Raw genomic sequence first — 17,161 nt, 5'->3', positions numbered from 1 at the left:
ATTATATACAAAACGAAAATAGGTTAAAATTTTCTAAAATACAAGAGAAAAATAGTTATCCATTTATTAAATAACCCAACATATATCGACAATACACTTCAAACTGATCTCCAGATTCTTCGACATGTGGAATTAATCCTTTTGCTAAGTCAAAATCTGGAAATTTGTATGACGGTATAGCCTTTGTTCATGGAGTGTTACTAAGATATCCGAACCTTATTTCGAAAGACTTGACCTCACTATATAATTTAGAAATTAGTTCAAATTCTAATATTAGACTTTAAAATTATAATACCATTCGTATTAAACTTTCAATTCTAAAAAAATTATCCCTTCGTCTCATTTTCTTCTATAATCTTCTTTTCAAGAGGATTTAACGTCCCAAATAAATCCTTATATACCTCATCTTTACTATCTTCTTCCCCTAAAAGAAATCCCCAAGGTTTAAGTTCTTTGATCCGGTCCATCACAATCTTAACGATAGCCAAAATTGGAATGGCCAGAAACATCCCCGAAATTCCCCAGATCATTTCACCAATAATAATGGAAAGCATCGCAAATAAGGAGTTCACTTTCACTTTAGAACCTACAATCTTTGGAACAATAAAGTTACTATCGATTAAATGCACAATGATCAACGCAAGCATAACCAAAACCACATGCGTGAATGAAGAGGTTGCAAAAGTCAGAATGGCAATAATAAGCATGGAAGAAAAAATACCGACATAAGGTAATACATTGAAAACTCCAGTTATCAAAGCGAGAAGTAAACTATATTTCACGCCAATAATCGAAAGGGTTATAAAAACCAACAAAGAAACCAAACTCATTTGAATCAGCAATCCAATAAGATACTTTTTGACCACATACTGAACCTGTTTAACGACATCTAGAACGATAGGTCTGTCCTCCACGCGATTCACAAATAAAAGGAACTTAACAATGTGTCCTCTGTATATAAGTAAGAAAAATGTGTAAAGAAAGGTAAAGACAAATAAAATAAATAGCGACGAAAGGGAAACCAATGCTGTCCCTAGGAATAAAGTACCCGAATCTACAGACTTCGATGCTGTTTTATTGATAAAATCAATCTGATCTTTGTGTTGAATTCCAAATTGATGGCTTACCCAAGTCTGTAAATTACCAACACCATCCATTATTTGTTGTTTAAAAGCTGGAAAATCTTCCTTAAGAAGTGTAAGTTGGGAGGCTAAAAGAAAAAGTCCGTACCCTAAAACGCCGAAAAACAGGATTACGCTTAATATCCCCGCCAACGTCCTCGGGAACCTAAGCCTCCGCTCCAAAAAATTGCTTAACGGAATCAACAGTAGAGAGAATAACAAGCCCAAAATCATAGGGATGAGTATAGTATCTCCAATCTTTGCCAAGTATCCCAATAAAAGTATACTGATGAGTATACAGGCCAACTTGACATAAAAGGGTAAAGGAAGAAATCTTTTCATGCAGCAATCTTTTGAATAAAAATAACAATTTCAGACGACTTAAGTTTAATCCAATAAAAAAGTCCCCACAAATGCAGGGACTCTTTCCTCATAATAAGTTTAAGTACTTATATTTCTTATAGTCCGAAGCCAATACCCACAGACCAAATACGATTTTTAGCCATATCACCTGACCCTGGAGCTAAGTTGGTTAAACCCAAACCATAACCAGCATTGATTTGAAAACCATTAGTCAATTGGTAACCAGCTAAGAAATTGATACCAAAATCGGTACGTTTAAGATCATCATTTTCATTGCTACCAAAATTTAGATCACGTTCAATTTTCACATTTCCCTCGCCTAACTCTCCTTTACGTTTACCACTTAATCCGAATCCAACATAAGGTCCTGCACCAATAAAAAAGTTACCAGAATCTCCTGTAGGTAATTTAGCCACTAGGTTTACTGGAATATCAAGTGACATTACACTCTCTTTAATTTCAGAAGCTGAACCTGGAGTCCACTTTCCACCTTTATTTTGCAAAGACAATCCCGGCTGAATAGAAAAATAGGGCGAAACGGGAGCGTCCAAATAGCCCGTTACAAAAAATCCTGTATTTGATTGTGTACTTTCATTACTTAAAGAATATTTAGGAATATTTACCCCCGCACGTAGTCCATATCCCAATCCACCTTGTGCAAAGGCTCCTAATGAACCAAATAAAATTGCTGCAGATAATAATAGTTTTTTCATGTTTCCTAATTTAATTTACTTTCTTCTTTTATCATTTAATCTCATAATTTCCTGTACGAGATTTATTACATTACCATTTGCAATATCTATTCCAAAATCCATAAATCATTAATTACCAAATTAAAACACGATAAAAAACTCACATTAGACCATTTGGCATTGTCCAATAAAAGATACAGTGAATGGAGTCCATTTCCACTTGACAGCTCGATGAGGTACAATTCAATTTTTTATTCCTATGAATAACATAGTTTATTAAAACGTCTTTGTCATGCTATGCTTAAACCCGTCCGGTATGTTCCTGCGGACCATTGCTCAAAGGATCACACAGCAAAATACCAGCTTGGTTTTCAGACCAATGCTTAAAAACATAAAAGTTTTATCATAAAGATTTTTTAATTCCAATTATAAGTTTTATTTTTGCAGACCTTCAAAAGGAAAAAAAATAGGGTCGGATGGCCGAGTGGCTAGGCTGAGGTCTGCAAAACCTCCTACAGCGGTTCGAATCCGCTTCCGACCTCGTTTTATTTTAAACAATAAAAATATTATCAAAATGGGAGTTACACGTTTAAAAAGAAAAGATAGAAGAAATAAAACTGTTTCACGTGTTGAAGTTCAGTTTTTGAAATTAGGAACTAACGTAGAGTTAGGTTCTAGATCAAAAATGAAAGCTAGCAACCAAATCGTTAAAAACGATGCTATCTTAAATCAATTAGCTTCAGAAGCTAAATAGTAAGAAGAATTTAATAGCCTTTAAAGTACTACTTTAAAGGCTTTTTAATAGGTCCACCATTTGGTGGACTTTTTCTTTTGAGCTCATCCACTGTGCCTCATCCATCCCATTGACCTGACTCTGGTTAAACCTCATCTTCGAAACATGCAGCTCTTTCGCTGAGCTATGTATTGCAACTGCCCCAGTTTGCTCTAAAATGTGAACTATATTAGCTGCATCTACACCTGCACCAGGCATAATCACAACACGGCCATTTGCTTGTTGAACTAACTGCTTGAGTAATGGAGCTCCAGCTAAAACAGAATTTTGCAGACCAGATGTCAAAATACGATCTATCCCCAGTTCGATGACATCTTCCAATGCCTGAAAAGGATCTTCCACGCGATCAAAAGCACGATGAAAGGTAACATGCATGGGACGCGCAGTTTCCACTAATCGCAAAGTATTCACTTTATCCACCGTACCATCTGCGTTCAGAATACCTATTACAACACCATCTATCCCCAATTCCTTGCACAACTGAATATCTGCTATCATTTCTAAAATCTCGGTCTCTGTATAAAGAAAATCACCTCCACGCGGCCGGATAAGCACATGGACACCAATATTCACCAATTCCCGCACTAACTGTAACTGACCAAACGAAGGTGTGGTCCCTCCATTTTCCAAATTTTGACAAAACTCTATCCGGGTCGCTCCCCCTTGTTCGGCTTCAATTGCTGATGCTACGGAATTTGAACATATCTCTAATTGGTAATTTCCGATCGCCTTTTCCATCATTATATTATATTTTAAGCTATTTTTCGTTTACGCGAATAACGTAAAAAAAAAGCAAATAACCTACTCCCCTCCCGGTGGTCAACATAGCACAAGAATTAGAAAAAACTAAAGGCAAAAAGATACTTTACCTGCGTAAGAAATTTTGCTTCTAGACAAAGATCTACAGCTTTAGCTTATAATGTGGTACATCTACTTTTTTCCACTTCCAATCTGGTCCTTTCGAAGTGCTCGTCCGATCTGACAGCTCCCTTGAAGAAGGTGGATCTAAGAAACGCTCCCGTTTGATATAAGTTGGCAATTGGAAGCCAGGCGATGTATTTAGCGTTTCAAAACATTCCCGCGCGAATTTCATAATGTCATTCCGATTTTCTGCATTGCTTTCAATTCGACTTCCTATATAAGATGCCGAACCATACAATTGCTCATAAATAGCTGAATCTTCAAAAGGTTTGAATTTCAGACGCATCATTATTTGCACCAATAAAGCATATAGATCGTTGTCCGTTGGCGTCAGAATCAACTTATCCAACACCTTTGGTATCAACTCCCACATCATCAATTCAACCCCTAAATCTTTCGTGTTCTCACCAATGAAATCGAGTGTAGACCACATCTGGTCCACATATCGTACAACAGAATCTCTATTTCCATGCAAAGCAACCAACTGTCTATTGCTCCAATATTCCAGCGGTATGTCCCCTCGATAAAAGACTCCAAATATATGTTGACCTTTCAACCTGCCCAAGGAACCACAATTTTGCATCTCAAACTCAGGGGCAAGCATACAGTAACTAAACATATCACGCGTATTTAGCGTTTTAAATGTCTGTACCGAAAGAGGATTCCATAAAGCAGGATAACGTTCCCTATCCAAACTATCTTCTCCTGACACCAGTCTATGCACGTAATAGTCTTTCAGTAATATACGCAAGATTGCTTCACGGCCAACAAGGGGATAATTTCTAGATTTAATCTTCCCCATTCTTCCGAGATACCTCGGCAACTGATCGTTTATAAATTTTGTAGAATCTTTGAGCTTATATTGGCCATGACACATGGGTAAGCCGCACACCAGCAGCAGTGCTAAAAAAAGGACATGGGGCCTGCTCTTGTTAAAGAACTCAACAAAACTAGATGCTAACATAATTAAACATTTACACTGTATTAACTGTAATACAGGATATTAAATATACCTAAAATTAAATAGTATTAATTAAATTAGACTTCAAAAAAATATACCATTTGAAACCGAACCAAAAACCGAAAAAACTCAGTTCCATTTTAGGTTCGACCTCTTCTTTTATATTCAAAAGTCATAACCGAATTTTAGACATGTAAAACATTCGGCTGAACTATTTGTATATACCTTACATGCTTTTATTTAAATAACTAAAAACCAAGCGCATACATTTTTAAGTAAAATATCATGGCAATTATATCAAAAAACATGGAGACCCAAGAAAAGATCATCAGTACTTTTGAAGAGCTCCAAAAAGCTATATATGACCTGAAACATCAAATTGTTGAATTTGAATTGCTTTTTAATCAGGCTTGCAACAGACATATTGACTCCAATTTCCAAAAGGAATGGTTGCTGGACCGAATATCTTCACGTCATGATATGATTACACTTCGACATGATGCCATGCTGCTTATTCGGGATACCGTGTCTGCGTTCCGGGATTTCGACGGTTATTTTCTAGACCTCAAACAGCTACTCCAATCGATCGAGTTACTCATGCTCAACCATGCCGATGAGGAAGAGTATGAAATTGCAGCTATTATCAAAAAATGGTATGAAAAATTTGCCCAAGCGATTGATTTCGTTGGTGACTTAACCTATTAAGTCGCCGTTTTATTATACTTTTGCAGCATTGTAAAATATTGAGAAATGCGCAAACCACCAGCTATCGTTGACTTACACACCGACACCTTTCTTGACGATTGGGAAGATTATTCGCCAGAGGAGCTCTTACAAGAGTCCATTGATTTTATGCGATCTAATCTAGATGCAGCTATTTATTGGGAAATGAACGAAATAAAGTTTATTCATGGCAAGGGAAAAGGAATGTTAAAAAAAATGGTTTTTGAAGAGCTGCAAGAGTACAAGGCTCACGGCTCCATTGAACGCTATTACACCTCCTATCAGAATGAAGATATTGTAGTCGTTATCATAGGGATTTAAAAAGGCTACCTTTTCAGATAGCCTTTGTATCATGTTATGCTATTTAATAGCTGGAGTAATAATCACTTTTCGGAATTCCACGGGACCATGATCCCCTTGGAAATAAATTGGTCCCGGCTCTGCTTCTTTACTATCCAAAGCACCGCCCGTTATACCAGGGATTTCTTGGTTACTGATAACAGTCTTTCCGTTTGCCACAACCGTCACTAGACGTCCTACCAATGTAATATCATAGGTTTGCCATTCCCCGGCTCCTTTATTGACCATTTCATTTGCAGCTAAGAAACCATATACCCCTGCGAAAAGCACAGCATTGGGATGTGCATCCTTGGGACTATCTTCTATCTGAACCTCATAACGACCTCTTAAGTAGACACCGCTATTACTTCCTGCTGGAATTTTAAATTCAACATGTAATTTAAAATCTTCAAATTTTTGCTCAGAGACTAAATTAGAACCAGATTGCGGGCTAGTCAAAATTCCGTTTTTCACCACCCACTGATTCGTTTTACCAGTAGCTTTCCATCCAGACAGATCCTTACCATTGAACAGCTGAATAGGCTTACCCCATTTTACCGCAGCTGTTCGCTTCAGCTCCGGAGCACGAACACCTTTAAAGCGATATGTTTTCCCATCAGGCTCTGTTATTGTCCCTTGCAATACACCGTTCACAACCTCGCCCTCAACACTTAGATTCATCTTTCCGTCTTCCCATTGAGGTGGGATAGCAAATCTAAACTTTCCTTTCTCATAAAACACCTGCGAAACTGGCCGAGCACTCCCAGACGTACTCACATAATGACCGACTAAAGTTCTATAGCCCGACAATTTTACCTCCAACCAGGATGGTGCAGGGGTACCATTAATATCAACTTCGATGTCCCATCGACCAATCAGCTCTTTGCCTTCTACGTCTTGTTGATAATGGATGGATTCTCCGATTGAATGTTTAGCAAAGGTTACTTGCGGTAATGCACAAGAGGCCAAAATTCCTAAAAGAAATGCCGCTTTTCTGTTCATATTATTTATGTTTATATTCTAATTGACAATAAATTTCAAGCAATTTAACTGTTTAACAGCGGGTTTACAAGGATATAATGTTAAAAAATGCGAAGAATGCATCCGGTCGTAGGTTCGCCTTTTTGTCCTGAAACGAAAAAAGCCCTAACTTTCGTTAGAGCTTTTCTAGTCGGGGTGGCAGGATTCGAACCTACGACCTCCACATCCCAAATGTGGCGCGATACCGGGCTACGCTACACCCCGAAAAGGTATCACCTTTGTTTTGTGTGGCACAAAAGTACACTAAAAATATGTTTTTTTCAAAAATATTCTTCACAAAGCACCTAATAGACTGACTTATTGCAAAATAATTTAAAAATAAGATTAAAAATCAGATCATTTTACAAAGCAAAAAATTGAAAAATCCCTTTTTATTACACCTAGTGAGGCCTTGAAACAAATTCGACTCATCTCCATATAGCCCCCAGCACAACCCTGAGCCGCCTACGAATCGAACTTCCTAGTATCTTAAGGGTCGTAGGCGCACCCTGCCCTGAAACAAAAAAGCCCTAACTTTCGTTAGAGCTTTTTTAGTCGGGGTGGCAGGATTCGAACCTACGACCTCCACATCCCAAATGTGGCGCGATACCGGGCTACGCTACACCCCGAAAAGGTATCACCTTTGTTTTGTGTGGCACAAATATACGCTTCTTACAAATTATTTGCAAATGAAAAACGCAAAATAAAACTAACAAGTTGTTACATTGCGACATACTCTTTGCCCGGACCACATATAGCTCTCCTTTATACAATCAAACCCAATGCTATTCCCAATAGCTGTTACTTCGATAAAACGCTCAGCTGTCAATCATAATCTTTTTGAGCTCTCAACTGTAGCATGTTCGGATATGAACATGAAGTGTTCGAATCCAAACACTTAGACCACTAAAAGAAAGCGCGCAATATACTGATTAAAAACACTTTATCCCTTTGGCAGTTTTTTTGGAATTGATCCATTAAACATTTTTTCAAAAATAGAAATCAGACTATCCTTCAACGGGATTGATTACCATAAAGTCAAAATGAACACTTATAACGAAAAGTATGATAAAGAACTATTTCCAAATCGCATGGAGAAACCTTATTAAGAGCAAGGTTTTTTCCTTTATCAATATCCTTGGCTTAACAATAGGCATCACCGTCTGTGCAATGATATTCCTGTTTATCGCCAATCAGTTTAGCTTTGATAAGTTTCACAGCCAAGGTGACCGTATCTATCGGGTCATGCGTGGCTTTGACAACAGCAAGGACCGTGCTCCTTATTTATCTGCACCCTATGCCACTGCCTTATTAACCGATTATCCCGATGATATCAAAAAAGCTGTACGGGTAATGCCTGCCAATGGGTTATTCTCTTTTGGCAATATTGCATTTAATGAAAAGAAACTCTTTATTGCAGATGACGATTTCTTTGAACTATTTAGTTTTCCGCTGATCAAGGGAAATCCAAAAACTGTTTTAAAAAATCCAACAAGTGTTGTATTAACGGAAAAAACTGCGAAAAAATATTTTGGAAATGAGAATCCCATCGGTAAAATACTACAGCTTGATAAAACGAAACAATTAACCGTTACCGGGATTGCAAAAGATCTTCCGGTCAATTCGCATCTGGAATTTGATCTTATCATTCCATTATCCAATTATATCAATACCGAACCGTTCAAAGCTTGGCAAAACAACAATTTATTCACTTACATCTTACTTGACGAACATAAAGATGTTAGGCAACTGGAAAAGCAATTTCCCGATTTCATGAATAGGCATATGAAAGCAGTTTCTACCAATATGGGCATCCATTTTGATCTTGCCCTTACACCGCTAAAAGATGTCTATCTTGAATCCCATAGCGCATTTGACAGTGCAAAACATGGAGATAAAAAGGTTATATACATTTTTATCTCCATCGCCATTCTTATATTGATTATCGCCTGCATCAATTTCATGAATCTCTCGACAATACGTGCAGTTGACCGATCGAAAGAAGTTGGTTTAAGAAAGGTACTTGGAGCACAACGTCTTCAATTAATGGGGCAGTTTATCGGAGAATCCATTTTATTAACCACCATATCCTGCATACTCGCCATGTGTCTACTGCAACTACTCATGCCTGTATACAATCAACTATTGGGATACACCCTAACAGTCCCATGGAACTCATGGCCGATCTATATTTTTTTGATTGCAGCTATCTTTACAGTAGGCTTATTAGCTGGAAGTTACCCAGCGTTATACCTTTCAACCTTCTCCCCTATTCAGGCACTAAAAGGTAAATTGCGCTTAGGCAAGGGCGGCGCACTGTTCCGACATACACTGGTTGTGTTCCAATTCAGCATATCTATTTTACTTATCATCGGCACACTGATTATCTCCAAGCAGATGAAATATGTAAAAGAACTAGGGCTTGGCTATGACGACCAACAGACTGTGGTCATCCCAATAGACAATGAAGAACTATACAACAACCTTCGTACATTCAAAAACGAATTATCCGCGAGCAGCGACATCGCATCGGTCTCCTTTATGTCCGGTGAACCAGGAGGCTTCTTCGATAGCCATACGTTTGAAGTGGAGAGGAAAAATGGGGAGAAGTGGAAATCAAGGACGGAATTCACCGATTTTGACTATGTAAGCACATTGAACCTCAAAATAATTGCAGGCCGAAACTTTTCAGCGCAATACCCAACAGACTCCACTAGCGCTGTATTAGTTAACCGTACTGCAACATCGATGCTCGGATTTACCCCCCAACAGGCCATTGGAAAATGGATAAAAAATACGATCCGTGATCAATCCCCCAGAAAAATCATTGGTGTAATAGATGATTTTAACTTCCTATCTCTAAAAGAAAACATGGATGCATTAGTTATTGCCCCTTCTGATGATCTAAGGGTAGCCCTCATTCGCTTAAACACAAAAGATTTCCCTGCAGCGCTAAAAACTATTAAGACTGCATTTGGGAAAGTAGCTCCTTTATACCCTTTTGAATACAGCTTTTTGGACCAGAAATTCGACACGCTATACAAAACCGATCTGAGGCAACAACGTATACTCAGTCTTTTTTCTGGATTAGCTATATTTATCGCTTGCCTGGGCCTATATGGTTTAGCCTCATTTACGGCCGCCAAACGAAACAAAGAGATCGGAATCCGAAAAGTGCTTGGCGCTTCGGTATCGGGTGTTGCTACTTTATTGTCCAGAGATTTTATAAAACCCGTATTAGTTGCCTTGATAATTGCCTCGCCGATTGCCTGGCTAGTCATGAACAAATGGTTGGAAGACTTTGCCTACCGCATCCAAATCCAATGGTGGATGTTTGTGCTAGCTGGACTGGTAACAATAGGTATCGCACTGATTACAGTAAGCTGGCAGGCCATTCGAGCAGCTGTAGCTAATCCGGTAAAAAGCTTGCGGGACGAATAAAAGGAGGAAACAAAAAAAGCTCTAACTTTCGTTAGAGCTTTTAAGTCGGGGTGGCAGGATTCGAACCTACGACCTCCACATCCCAAATGTGGCGCGATACCGGGCTACGCTACACCCCGAAAAGGTATCACCTTTGTTTTGTGTGGCACAAATATCGAATCATTTTTTGACTTTGTCAACACCCCACAGAAAATTAATCACTAAATAGCTGATTGATTGCACAATATTTTTACAAAAAGCACATATTCTATTGAATTTAGCAATCAAAAACCCACTCCATATAGCCTACAAAGGAATATTCAAAATATCTTTAGATTATCCATTTCATTTTCATATCTTTGCATCCGATTTGAATATCAGTCAATAGTTTTTTAAAAAAGTATTTTTATATTCAGAAAATAAGTCGTAATATTGCATTCCGATTTTTACAGGATATAAATCGTTAATAATTACTCGAAATCATGGATTTAGTAAAATTTGTAGAAGAACAAGCGGTAGTAAAGAATGAAATTCCCGCTTTCAAAGCTGGAGATACCGTCAGCGTTCATTATAAAATTCGCGAAGGAAATAAAGAGCGTGTACAGGTGTACCAAGGTGTAGTAATTCAATTAAACAGCGAAGGTGCTAACGCTACTTTTACCGTTCGTAAAATCTCAAACGGTGTAGGTGTTGAACGTATTTTCCCTGTAAACTCACCAAACATTGAAAAAATTGTAGTAAACAGCTACGGTAAAGTTCGTCGCGCGAAATTATTCTATTTACGCGGCCTTACTGGTAAAGCTGCTCGTATTAAATCGAAAAGAATCTAATTACGACTACCACGGCATAAAAAAAGGCTTTGAACTCATTCAAAGCCTTTTTTTATGCGCTATCGCCCGCGCCTTTCAAAACGCAGGTAATATCACGAAACTCCTTCTGTAATAAATTTAGGACAATTAAATAATGTCCATCAAAACCCCACCCCTCTTTTGCCGCGCTAAAACATTTTACTTACTTTTAGCACCGTATCTGAAAGGTAGAATCGTAGATGATTACAATAATTTAAAAACAACCTAATATTGTTCCATCCTAACTTTGCTACCGTTAAAAATCAAACTGCATCTTGATGAGAATTATAGCTTTTATCTTCATTTTTATAATCTACCCGACCTTTACTTTTGCACAACGAAATGTGAATGAATTTCATCAATTACAATCTCGTCCCCAAACTTATTATGTATATCCAGTAACAGATCCAATAACCATTGATGGAAAGGACAATGAGGCTTCCTGGTCAAAAGCGATATGGACAGATTCTTTTAAGGATATTGAGGGATCAAACAAGCCTGCCCCTACTTTTAAGACACAAGTCAAGATGCTCTGGGATAAGGAAAATCTTTACCTTTTTGCTAAGCTTCAAGAACCTCATATCAAAGGATATTTAAGACAAAAAGATACAATCATCTATCATGACAATGATTTTGAGATCTTTCTCAAGCCAAATCTATTATCTCCGGAATATATAGAGATTGAAATAAACGCATTAAATACCGTAATGGATCTTTTGATGACTAAACCTTATCGCTTTGGTGGCAGGGCTAATCTAAATTGGGACACAAAAGATATGGAAAGCGCAGTCTATCATGCCGGGTCCATCAACAATCCTCAAGACAAGGATGAATTTTGGACTGTGGAAATGAAAATACCTGTAAAAAGTCTAAAATACTTTGGCGAAGGAAATCAGATTAAAGCAAATGAAACCTGGAAGATAAACTTCTCACGCGTTCAGTGGCATTATGACAACACCGAAACAACCTACAGCAAGAGAAAAGACAATATGGGTAAGACGCTCGCTGAAGAGAACTGGGTATGGTCTCCAATCGGCCTCGTTAATATGCATTACCCTGAACGATGGGGGCATATAAAATTTGTTGACGACACAAACCATCAACCTATCGACGAGCAATTCCTCGCGCTCGAAAAAGTTACCTGGAATATCTTTTACCTGCAACAGATCTATAGAAAGGATAAAAAACGCTATGCAACGTCAATTCAGGAGTTAAGCAAATTATATCCTGAAATTATAAATGAGCACAAAAATTATGAGATTGTATTTTCAAACAGTAATAATTTCTATCGTATTGAAATCAAGTCAAAAGCACAACCTACATTAAAGACAACAATAGATAGCCAAGGTAATATCTATTTTTAATTTAATTAATCGAGCGATCTTCAATTCTGATTTTGAATAAAAATTGCTATCTTTGTATCCCGTACATAGAGCAACTATTATTGGTCATTTTGACCACATAAAATTGAAAATCCTTTAATTGTTATGACTAAATATATTTTTGTTACGGGCGGCGTTACTTCGTCGTTGGGGAAAGGTATTATTGCTGCCTCCCTTGCTAAACTTCTCCAAGCGCGTGGCTACAAAGTTACCATTCAAAAATTCGACCCTTACATTAACATCGATCCAGGAACATTAAATCCATATGAACATGGAGAATGTTATGTTACAGAAGATGGTGCTGAAACGGACCTTGACTTAGGTCATTACGAGCGCTTCCTGAATGTCCCTACCTCACAAGCAAATAACGTCACGACAGGCCGCATCTATCAACACGTTATCCAACAAGAACGTGAAGGTGCATATTTAGGAAAAACCGTTCAAGTGATTCCCCATATCACAGATGAGATAAAACGCAGAATGCAACTGTTGGGTGAGTCCGGCAAATATGACATTATCATCACTGAATTGGGCGGAACTGTAGGCGATATTGAGTCCTTACCATTTGTGGAGGCCGTAAGACAACTTCGCTGGGAATTAGGAGCCAACAATTCACTGGTTATCCATTTGACTTTAGTCCCTTATCTGGCAGCCGCTGGTGAGCTTAAAACTAAACCTACGCAACATTCCGTAAAAACGTTATTGGAATATGGTGTACAACCTGATATTCTAGTATGTCGTACTGAACATAAATTATCGCAAGAAATCCGCAAAAAATTAGCGCAATTCTGTAATGTCAACATCAACGCTGTCGTAGAATCTATCGATGCGTCGACGATTTATGATGTGCCATTATTGATGTTGAAGGAAAATCTTGATAAAACTGCATTAACCAAGTTAAAACTTTCCAACAAAAATGAGCCTGATCTAGAAAACTGGAAAAACTTTTTAGGCAAGCTCAAAAACCCGACAAGTGAAGTGAGTATTGCTTTGGTTGGAAAATATGTTGAGCTTCCAGATGCTTACAAGTCCATTATCGAAGGTTTTATCCATGCAGGCGCAACAAACGAATGTAAAGTAAAAGTGAGCTATATTGCTGCTGAAAGTGTTACTAAAGAAAATGTTGCTGAAAAGCTAAAAGGTATGGATGGTGTTTTGGTTGCTCCAGGCTTCGGTGAACGCGGTTTGGATGGTAAGCTAAATGCTATTCAGTATGTTCGTGAAAATAATATTCCGTTCTTTGGTATCTGCTTAGGGATGCAATGTTCGGTTATCGAATTCGGAAGAAACGTATTGGGATTAAAAGATGCCAACAGTTTTGAAATGGATGCCAACACCAGCAATCCGGTCATCAATTTGATGGAAGAGCAAAAAAATATCACCAACATGGGTGGTACAATGCGTTTAGGTGCTTACGATTGTGAAATTAAAAAAGGAACCAAGGCCTTTGCCATCTATGGTAAAACAAAAATTTCTGAAAGACACCGTCACCGTTATGAATTTAACAATGACTATTTAAAACAATATGAAGCAGCTGGAATGATTGCTTCAGGATTCAATCCGGAGACTGGATTAGTTGAAATTGTCGAATTGAAAAACCATCCATTTTTCGTTGCCGGACAATTTCATCCAGAATTAAAGTCAACTGTTGCAAATCCTCACCCACTTTTTGTTAGCTTTGTAGCCGCTGCTTTGGCCAACAAAAAATCAAAGTAGTAATAGAAGGATACAATTAATTAAGTTTAATTATTAAAAATGGATAGAAATACCCTAATTGGTTTGGTCCTGATGTTTGCTATCATCACTGGTTCATTTTACCTGATGAAGCCTTCAGAATCAGAAATCAAACAAGAACAAGCGAGACAAGAGGCTAAAGCGCGTACAGAAAAAGGACTGCCTGCCGAAAGTGACTCTACCGCTAAAGCCAAAGCAGTACAAACAGCAGTGATTGCTGATTCGGCAGAATTGAAAAAGCCTTTTGGCGCGACAAAATTTGGAACGGAGAAAGTCATTACGATTGAAAACGAGAAAATCATTGCCAAAATCAGTACAAAAGGTGGTAAGGTTAAATCCGTAGAACTAAAAGGCGAAAAGAATTTCAATGGAAAACCTTTGATGCTTTTTGATGGTGAGGACAATAAGTTTGGTTTTCAATTTAACGCAGCTGGTCAAAATGTATCAACAAATGATTTATACTTCAATACAGAATCTTCGGATATCCAAGTTTCTGGTGAAGGTAAACAATCTGTAAAATTCCGACTAAATTACAGTGCCGAACAGTATATTGAATATGTGTACTCGATTGCTGGTAAAGGCTATAATGTTGGCCTGGACATTAACACAAAAGGGATACAGAATTTAATTCCGCAGAGTCAAAAAACGTTGACCCTGAACTGGAACACCACGTTGAGACAAAAAGAGCAAAACATAGAATCTGAAAGACAGAAATCTACACTATATTATAAAGAAGATAATAAAGTAGATCACCTTTCCGAATCAAAAGATGCGGACGAGCCATTGGAGAAAAAAGTACAATGGATTGCTTTCAAGCAGCATTACTTCTCTAGTATCCTCAACGCTAAAGATGGCTTTGTCAATGCAAAAGTGGATGTAAAACATGCGTCAGAAACCGACATCGTCAAATTCTATAATACAAACGCAGAATTAGCATTTGATAATCATAAGGACAACAACTATTCCTTAAACTTCTTCTTTGGTCCAAATCAATACAATGTATTGAAGGCTGAAGGAAATGATTATCAGTCAATTATCAACATGGGCTGGGGCCCTATGCGTTGGATCAACCAATGGATTACTGTACCTGTATTTAACTTCCTGGATGGTTTCCATATGAGCTACGGTATCGTTATCCTTTTATTGACATTGATGTTGAAGTTAATTCTTTCCCCAATGACCTACAAGTCTTATGTCTCTATGGCCAAAATGCGTGTATTAAAACCGCAGCTGGATGAGATCAAAGCAAAAGTGGGTGAAGACAATCAAATGTTGATGCAGCAGGAGCAAATGAAATTGTACAAACAGGTTGGTGTGAATCCACTTGGTGGATGTCTTCCCCTTGTCTTACAAATGCCATTTACAATTGCTTTCTTCTACTTCTTTCCAAATTTATTTGAATTGAGAGGACAAAGCTTCTTGTTTATGAAGGATATGTCAACCTATGATACGCTGTTTACATTTGCACCTATTTTTGGATCATTTAACCACATCTCTTTGATGTGTATCTTGATGACATTGACAACATTGTTAACGACTTGGTATAACAACGCTACATCTGGTGCTACAGGACAAATGAAATATATGGGCTATATCATGCCTTTGATTTTCTTCTTTGTTTTGAATAGCTTCCCAGCAGGTTTGAACTACTACTATTTCTTAAGTGCGTTATTTACGTTCTTGACTCAGTTGGTAATTCGCACCATGGTTAATGATGAGAAAATCTTAGCTAAATTGGAGGAAAATAAAAAGAATCCAAAAGCAGATAAAAAATCAAGCTTCCAAACGAAAATGGAAGAAATGATGCGTGCACAACAACAAGCACAACAAAATAAAAACAAATCGTAAGATTTATCATACTGATAAAGAAGGCTTCCAAATTGGAAGCCTTTTTTGTTTGTGAACTTTTGTAGCACTTCGTCAAACCAAACGTTAAAAAGGGTGTTAATAGGTTAAAATTTAGAATATGAACTTTAAAAACATCGCCATATTGGCCATCTTAATTGTTAGTCTTGGAAGTTGCTCTGTGATCAAGAAGAACGCGAATGAGCAAAACTCAGACAGTAGCATTTCATCAGTAATTGGGAAAAAATGGCAATTGATTGAAATCAATGGACAGCCTGTAGCGGACCAGATCAACGGCAAAATACCTTACCTCCAGCTGGACGAAAAAAGTTACAGTGCAAGTGGAGGATGTAATGGCATCGGTGGAGAATTGACATTGTCAAAAAATGGAAAGGTTAAATTTGCTCAAGGCATGTCTACGATGATGGCCTGTCCGGATATGTCTATTGAACAAGCTTTATCCAAAAATCTGATTGCTGCAGATAATTATACGATTAAGGATGGCATTCTTAGCCTGAACAAAGCGAAAATGGCTCCTCTGGCAAAATTCAAGTTGATTCAGGACAATAAGCAACAACTTAGTGGAACTTGGGAACTTGATTATATATCTGGCCCACGGATCGCTTTCGATGGCCTGTATCCCAATCGTAAACCAACAATGATATTTGATGCTGCCAGTGGTAAAGTAAACGGAAATAGTAGCTGCAATAACTACAATACGACTTTTAAAACCAATGGAAATACCATTAATTTTGGCCCGATTATGTCAACGAAAATGGCCTGCGAAGGTAATGGTGAAGCAACCTTCTTTTCGACATTGGAAAAGGTAAACACCTATAGTGTAAGCGAGAATACGTTGACATTTATCATGGGAGATATTGCTATTATGCGATTTAAACGGAAATAGAAAATTCATTTTTTGCTCCAACTGAGCTAAAAAGGGCATTGTTTAAAAAACAACGCCCTTTTTATGTATTAAGCGATATTTGGCGACAGGAA

General features: G+C 37.8%; 14 protein-coding genes and 4 tRNA genes. 10 read left to right on the top strand and 8 right to left on the bottom strand.

Annotated features, from left to right (window positions below):
- Window positions 1-326 precede the first annotated feature (326 nt).
- Window positions 327-1,463: an AI-2E family transporter gene (locus tag GVK91_RS20810; protein ID WP_153847229.1), complete on the bottom strand. Its 1,137-nt coding sequence runs from the start codon at window positions 1,461-1,463 to the stop codon at window positions 327-329.
- A gap of 116 nt (window positions 1,464-1,579) precedes the next feature.
- A complete protein-coding gene (locus GVK91_RS20805; protein ID WP_075994116.1) occupies window positions 1,580-2,197 on the bottom strand; it encodes a porin family protein in 618 nt (205 codons plus the stop codon).
- A gap of 449 nt (window positions 2,198-2,646) precedes the next feature.
- Between GVK91_RS20805 and GVK91_RS20800 the strand changes: the two genes are divergently transcribed.
- Together GVK91_RS20800 and GVK91_RS20795 are read left to right on the top strand one after the other, a co-directional pair.
- A tRNA-Cys gene (locus GVK91_RS20800) sits at window positions 2,647-2,717 on the top strand.
- Window positions 2,718-2,750: 33 nt separating this feature from the next.
- Window positions 2,751-2,930 (top strand): hypothetical protein, encoded by a 180-nt coding sequence (locus GVK91_RS20795; protein WP_046671880.1) that lies wholly within the window; start codon window positions 2,751-2,753, stop codon window positions 2,928-2,930.
- A 33-nt stretch (window positions 2,931-2,963) separates the two neighbouring features.
- Here GVK91_RS20795 and GVK91_RS20790 read toward each other — a convergent pair whose 3' ends face one another.
- Both GVK91_RS20790 and GVK91_RS20785 read right to left on the bottom strand, forming a co-directional pair.
- Window positions 2,964-3,707, bottom strand: coding sequence for a copper homeostasis protein CutC (locus GVK91_RS20790; RefSeq protein WP_235032974.1), 744 nt, complete (start codon window positions 3,705-3,707; stop codon window positions 2,964-2,966).
- Window positions 3,708-3,870: 163 nt separating this feature from the next.
- Window positions 3,871-4,854: a hypothetical protein gene (locus GVK91_RS20785; protein WP_159731155.1), complete on the bottom strand. Its 984-nt coding sequence runs from the start codon at window positions 4,852-4,854 to the stop codon at window positions 3,871-3,873.
- Window positions 4,855-5,136: 282 nt separating this feature from the next.
- On the opposite strand from GVK91_RS20785, the gene GVK91_RS20780 reads away from it, so the two are divergent.
- Together GVK91_RS20780 and GVK91_RS20775 are read left to right on the top strand one after the other, a co-directional pair.
- Entirely contained in the window at window positions 5,137-5,556 is a 420-nt protein-coding gene (locus GVK91_RS20780; RefSeq protein WP_075994119.1) for a hypothetical protein, read from the top strand.
- 45 nt (window positions 5,557-5,601) lie between these two features.
- On the top strand, window positions 5,602-5,895 hold the full coding sequence (locus GVK91_RS20775; protein ID WP_153847232.1) for a Smr/MutS family protein: 294 nt from the start codon (window positions 5,602-5,604) through the stop codon (window positions 5,893-5,895).
- 39 nt (window positions 5,896-5,934) lie between these two features.
- Here GVK91_RS20775 and GVK91_RS20770 read toward each other — a convergent pair whose 3' ends face one another.
- From GVK91_RS20770 to GVK91_RS20760, 3 genes are all read right to left on the bottom strand, one after another.
- Entirely contained in the window at window positions 5,935-6,915 is a 981-nt protein-coding gene (locus GVK91_RS20770; protein ID WP_159731153.1) for a DUF1080 domain-containing protein, read from the bottom strand.
- 169 nt (window positions 6,916-7,084) lie between these two features.
- Window positions 7,085-7,158 (bottom strand) — tRNA-Pro (locus GVK91_RS20765).
- 330 nt (window positions 7,159-7,488) lie between these two features.
- Window positions 7,489-7,562: transfer RNA gene (locus GVK91_RS20760), tRNA-Pro, on the bottom strand.
- Window positions 7,563-7,998: 436 nt separating this feature from the next.
- Between GVK91_RS20760 and GVK91_RS20755 the strand changes: the two genes are divergently transcribed.
- Window positions 7,999-10,374, top strand: coding sequence for an ABC transporter permease (locus tag GVK91_RS20755; protein WP_159731150.1), 2,376 nt, complete (start codon window positions 7,999-8,001; stop codon window positions 10,372-10,374).
- Window positions 10,375-10,419: 45 nt separating this feature from the next.
- On the opposite strand, the gene GVK91_RS20750 is transcribed toward GVK91_RS20755, so the two are convergent.
- Window positions 10,420-10,493 (bottom strand) — tRNA-Pro (locus GVK91_RS20750).
- 342 nt (window positions 10,494-10,835) lie between these two features.
- On the opposite strand from GVK91_RS20750, the gene rplS reads away from it, so the two are divergent.
- From rplS to GVK91_RS20725, 5 genes are all read left to right on the top strand, one after another.
- Window positions 10,836-11,183, top strand: coding sequence for a 50S ribosomal protein L19 (rplS, locus tag GVK91_RS20745; protein ID WP_159731148.1), 348 nt, complete (start codon window positions 10,836-10,838; stop codon window positions 11,181-11,183).
- 296 nt (window positions 11,184-11,479) lie between these two features.
- On the top strand, window positions 11,480-12,565 hold the full coding sequence (locus GVK91_RS20740; protein WP_159731146.1) for a carbohydrate-binding family 9-like protein: 1,086 nt from the start codon (window positions 11,480-11,482) through the stop codon (window positions 12,563-12,565).
- A gap of 123 nt (window positions 12,566-12,688) precedes the next feature.
- A complete protein-coding gene (locus tag GVK91_RS20735; protein WP_153847237.1) occupies window positions 12,689-14,299 on the top strand; it encodes a CTP synthase in 1,611 nt (536 codons plus the stop codon).
- 39 nt (window positions 14,300-14,338) lie between these two features.
- Window positions 14,339-16,165, top strand: a complete 1,827-nt coding sequence (gene yidC, locus GVK91_RS20730) for a membrane protein insertase YidC (RefSeq protein WP_159731144.1) — start codon at window positions 14,339-14,341, stop codon at window positions 16,163-16,165.
- A gap of 118 nt (window positions 16,166-16,283) precedes the next feature.
- Window positions 16,284-17,069: an META domain-containing protein gene (locus GVK91_RS20725; RefSeq protein WP_153847239.1), complete on the top strand. Its 786-nt coding sequence runs from the start codon at window positions 16,284-16,286 to the stop codon at window positions 17,067-17,069.
- Window positions 17,070-17,161 lie beyond the last annotated feature (92 nt).

Origin of the sequence: Sphingobacterium sp. 18053, assembly GCF_902706145.1 — a bacterium.
GTDB lineage: Bacteria > Bacteroidota > Bacteroidia > Sphingobacteriales > Sphingobacteriaceae > Sphingobacterium > Sphingobacterium paramultivorum.
This window is presented reverse-complemented; position numbering and strand designations above follow the sequence as displayed.

Bases quoted from the DNA above. Each gene is read 5' to 3' on its own strand.
- GVK91_RS20810 (WP_153847229.1), bottom strand. From the start codon at position 1,463: ATGAAAAGATTTCTTCCTTTACCCTTTTATGTCAAGTTGGCCTGTATA.
- GVK91_RS20805 (WP_075994116.1), bottom strand. From the start codon at position 2,197: ATGAAAAAACTATTATTATCTGCAGCAATTTTATTTGGTTCATTAGGA.
- GVK91_RS20795 (WP_046671880.1), top strand. From the start codon at position 2,751: ATGGGAGTTACACGTTTAAAAAGAAAAGATAGAAGAAATAAAACTGTT.
- GVK91_RS20790 (WP_235032974.1), bottom strand. From the start codon at position 3,707: ATGGAAAAGGCGATCGGAAATTACCAATTAGAGATATGTTCAAATTCC.
- GVK91_RS20785 (WP_159731155.1), bottom strand. From the start codon at position 4,854: ATGTTAGCATCTAGTTTTGTTGAGTTCTTTAACAAGAGCAGGCCCCAT.
- GVK91_RS20780 (WP_075994119.1), top strand. From the start codon at position 5,137: ATGGCAATTATATCAAAAAACATGGAGACCCAAGAAAAGATCATCAGT.
- GVK91_RS20775 (WP_153847232.1), top strand. From the start codon at position 5,602: ATGCGCAAACCACCAGCTATCGTTGACTTACACACCGACACCTTTCTT.
- GVK91_RS20770 (WP_159731153.1), bottom strand. From the start codon at position 6,915: ATGAACAGAAAAGCGGCATTTCTTTTAGGAATTTTGGCCTCTTGTGCA.
- GVK91_RS20755 (WP_159731150.1), top strand. From the start codon at position 7,999: ATGATAAAGAACTATTTCCAAATCGCATGGAGAAACCTTATTAAGAGC.
- rplS (WP_159731148.1), top strand. From the start codon at position 10,836: ATGGATTTAGTAAAATTTGTAGAAGAACAAGCGGTAGTAAAGAATGAA.
- GVK91_RS20740 (WP_159731146.1), top strand. From the start codon at position 11,480: ATGAGAATTATAGCTTTTATCTTCATTTTTATAATCTACCCGACCTTT.
- GVK91_RS20735 (WP_153847237.1), top strand. From the start codon at position 12,689: ATGACTAAATATATTTTTGTTACGGGCGGCGTTACTTCGTCGTTGGGG.
- yidC (WP_159731144.1), top strand. From the start codon at position 14,339: ATGGATAGAAATACCCTAATTGGTTTGGTCCTGATGTTTGCTATCATC.
- GVK91_RS20725 (WP_153847239.1), top strand. From the start codon at position 16,284: ATGAACTTTAAAAACATCGCCATATTGGCCATCTTAATTGTTAGTCTT.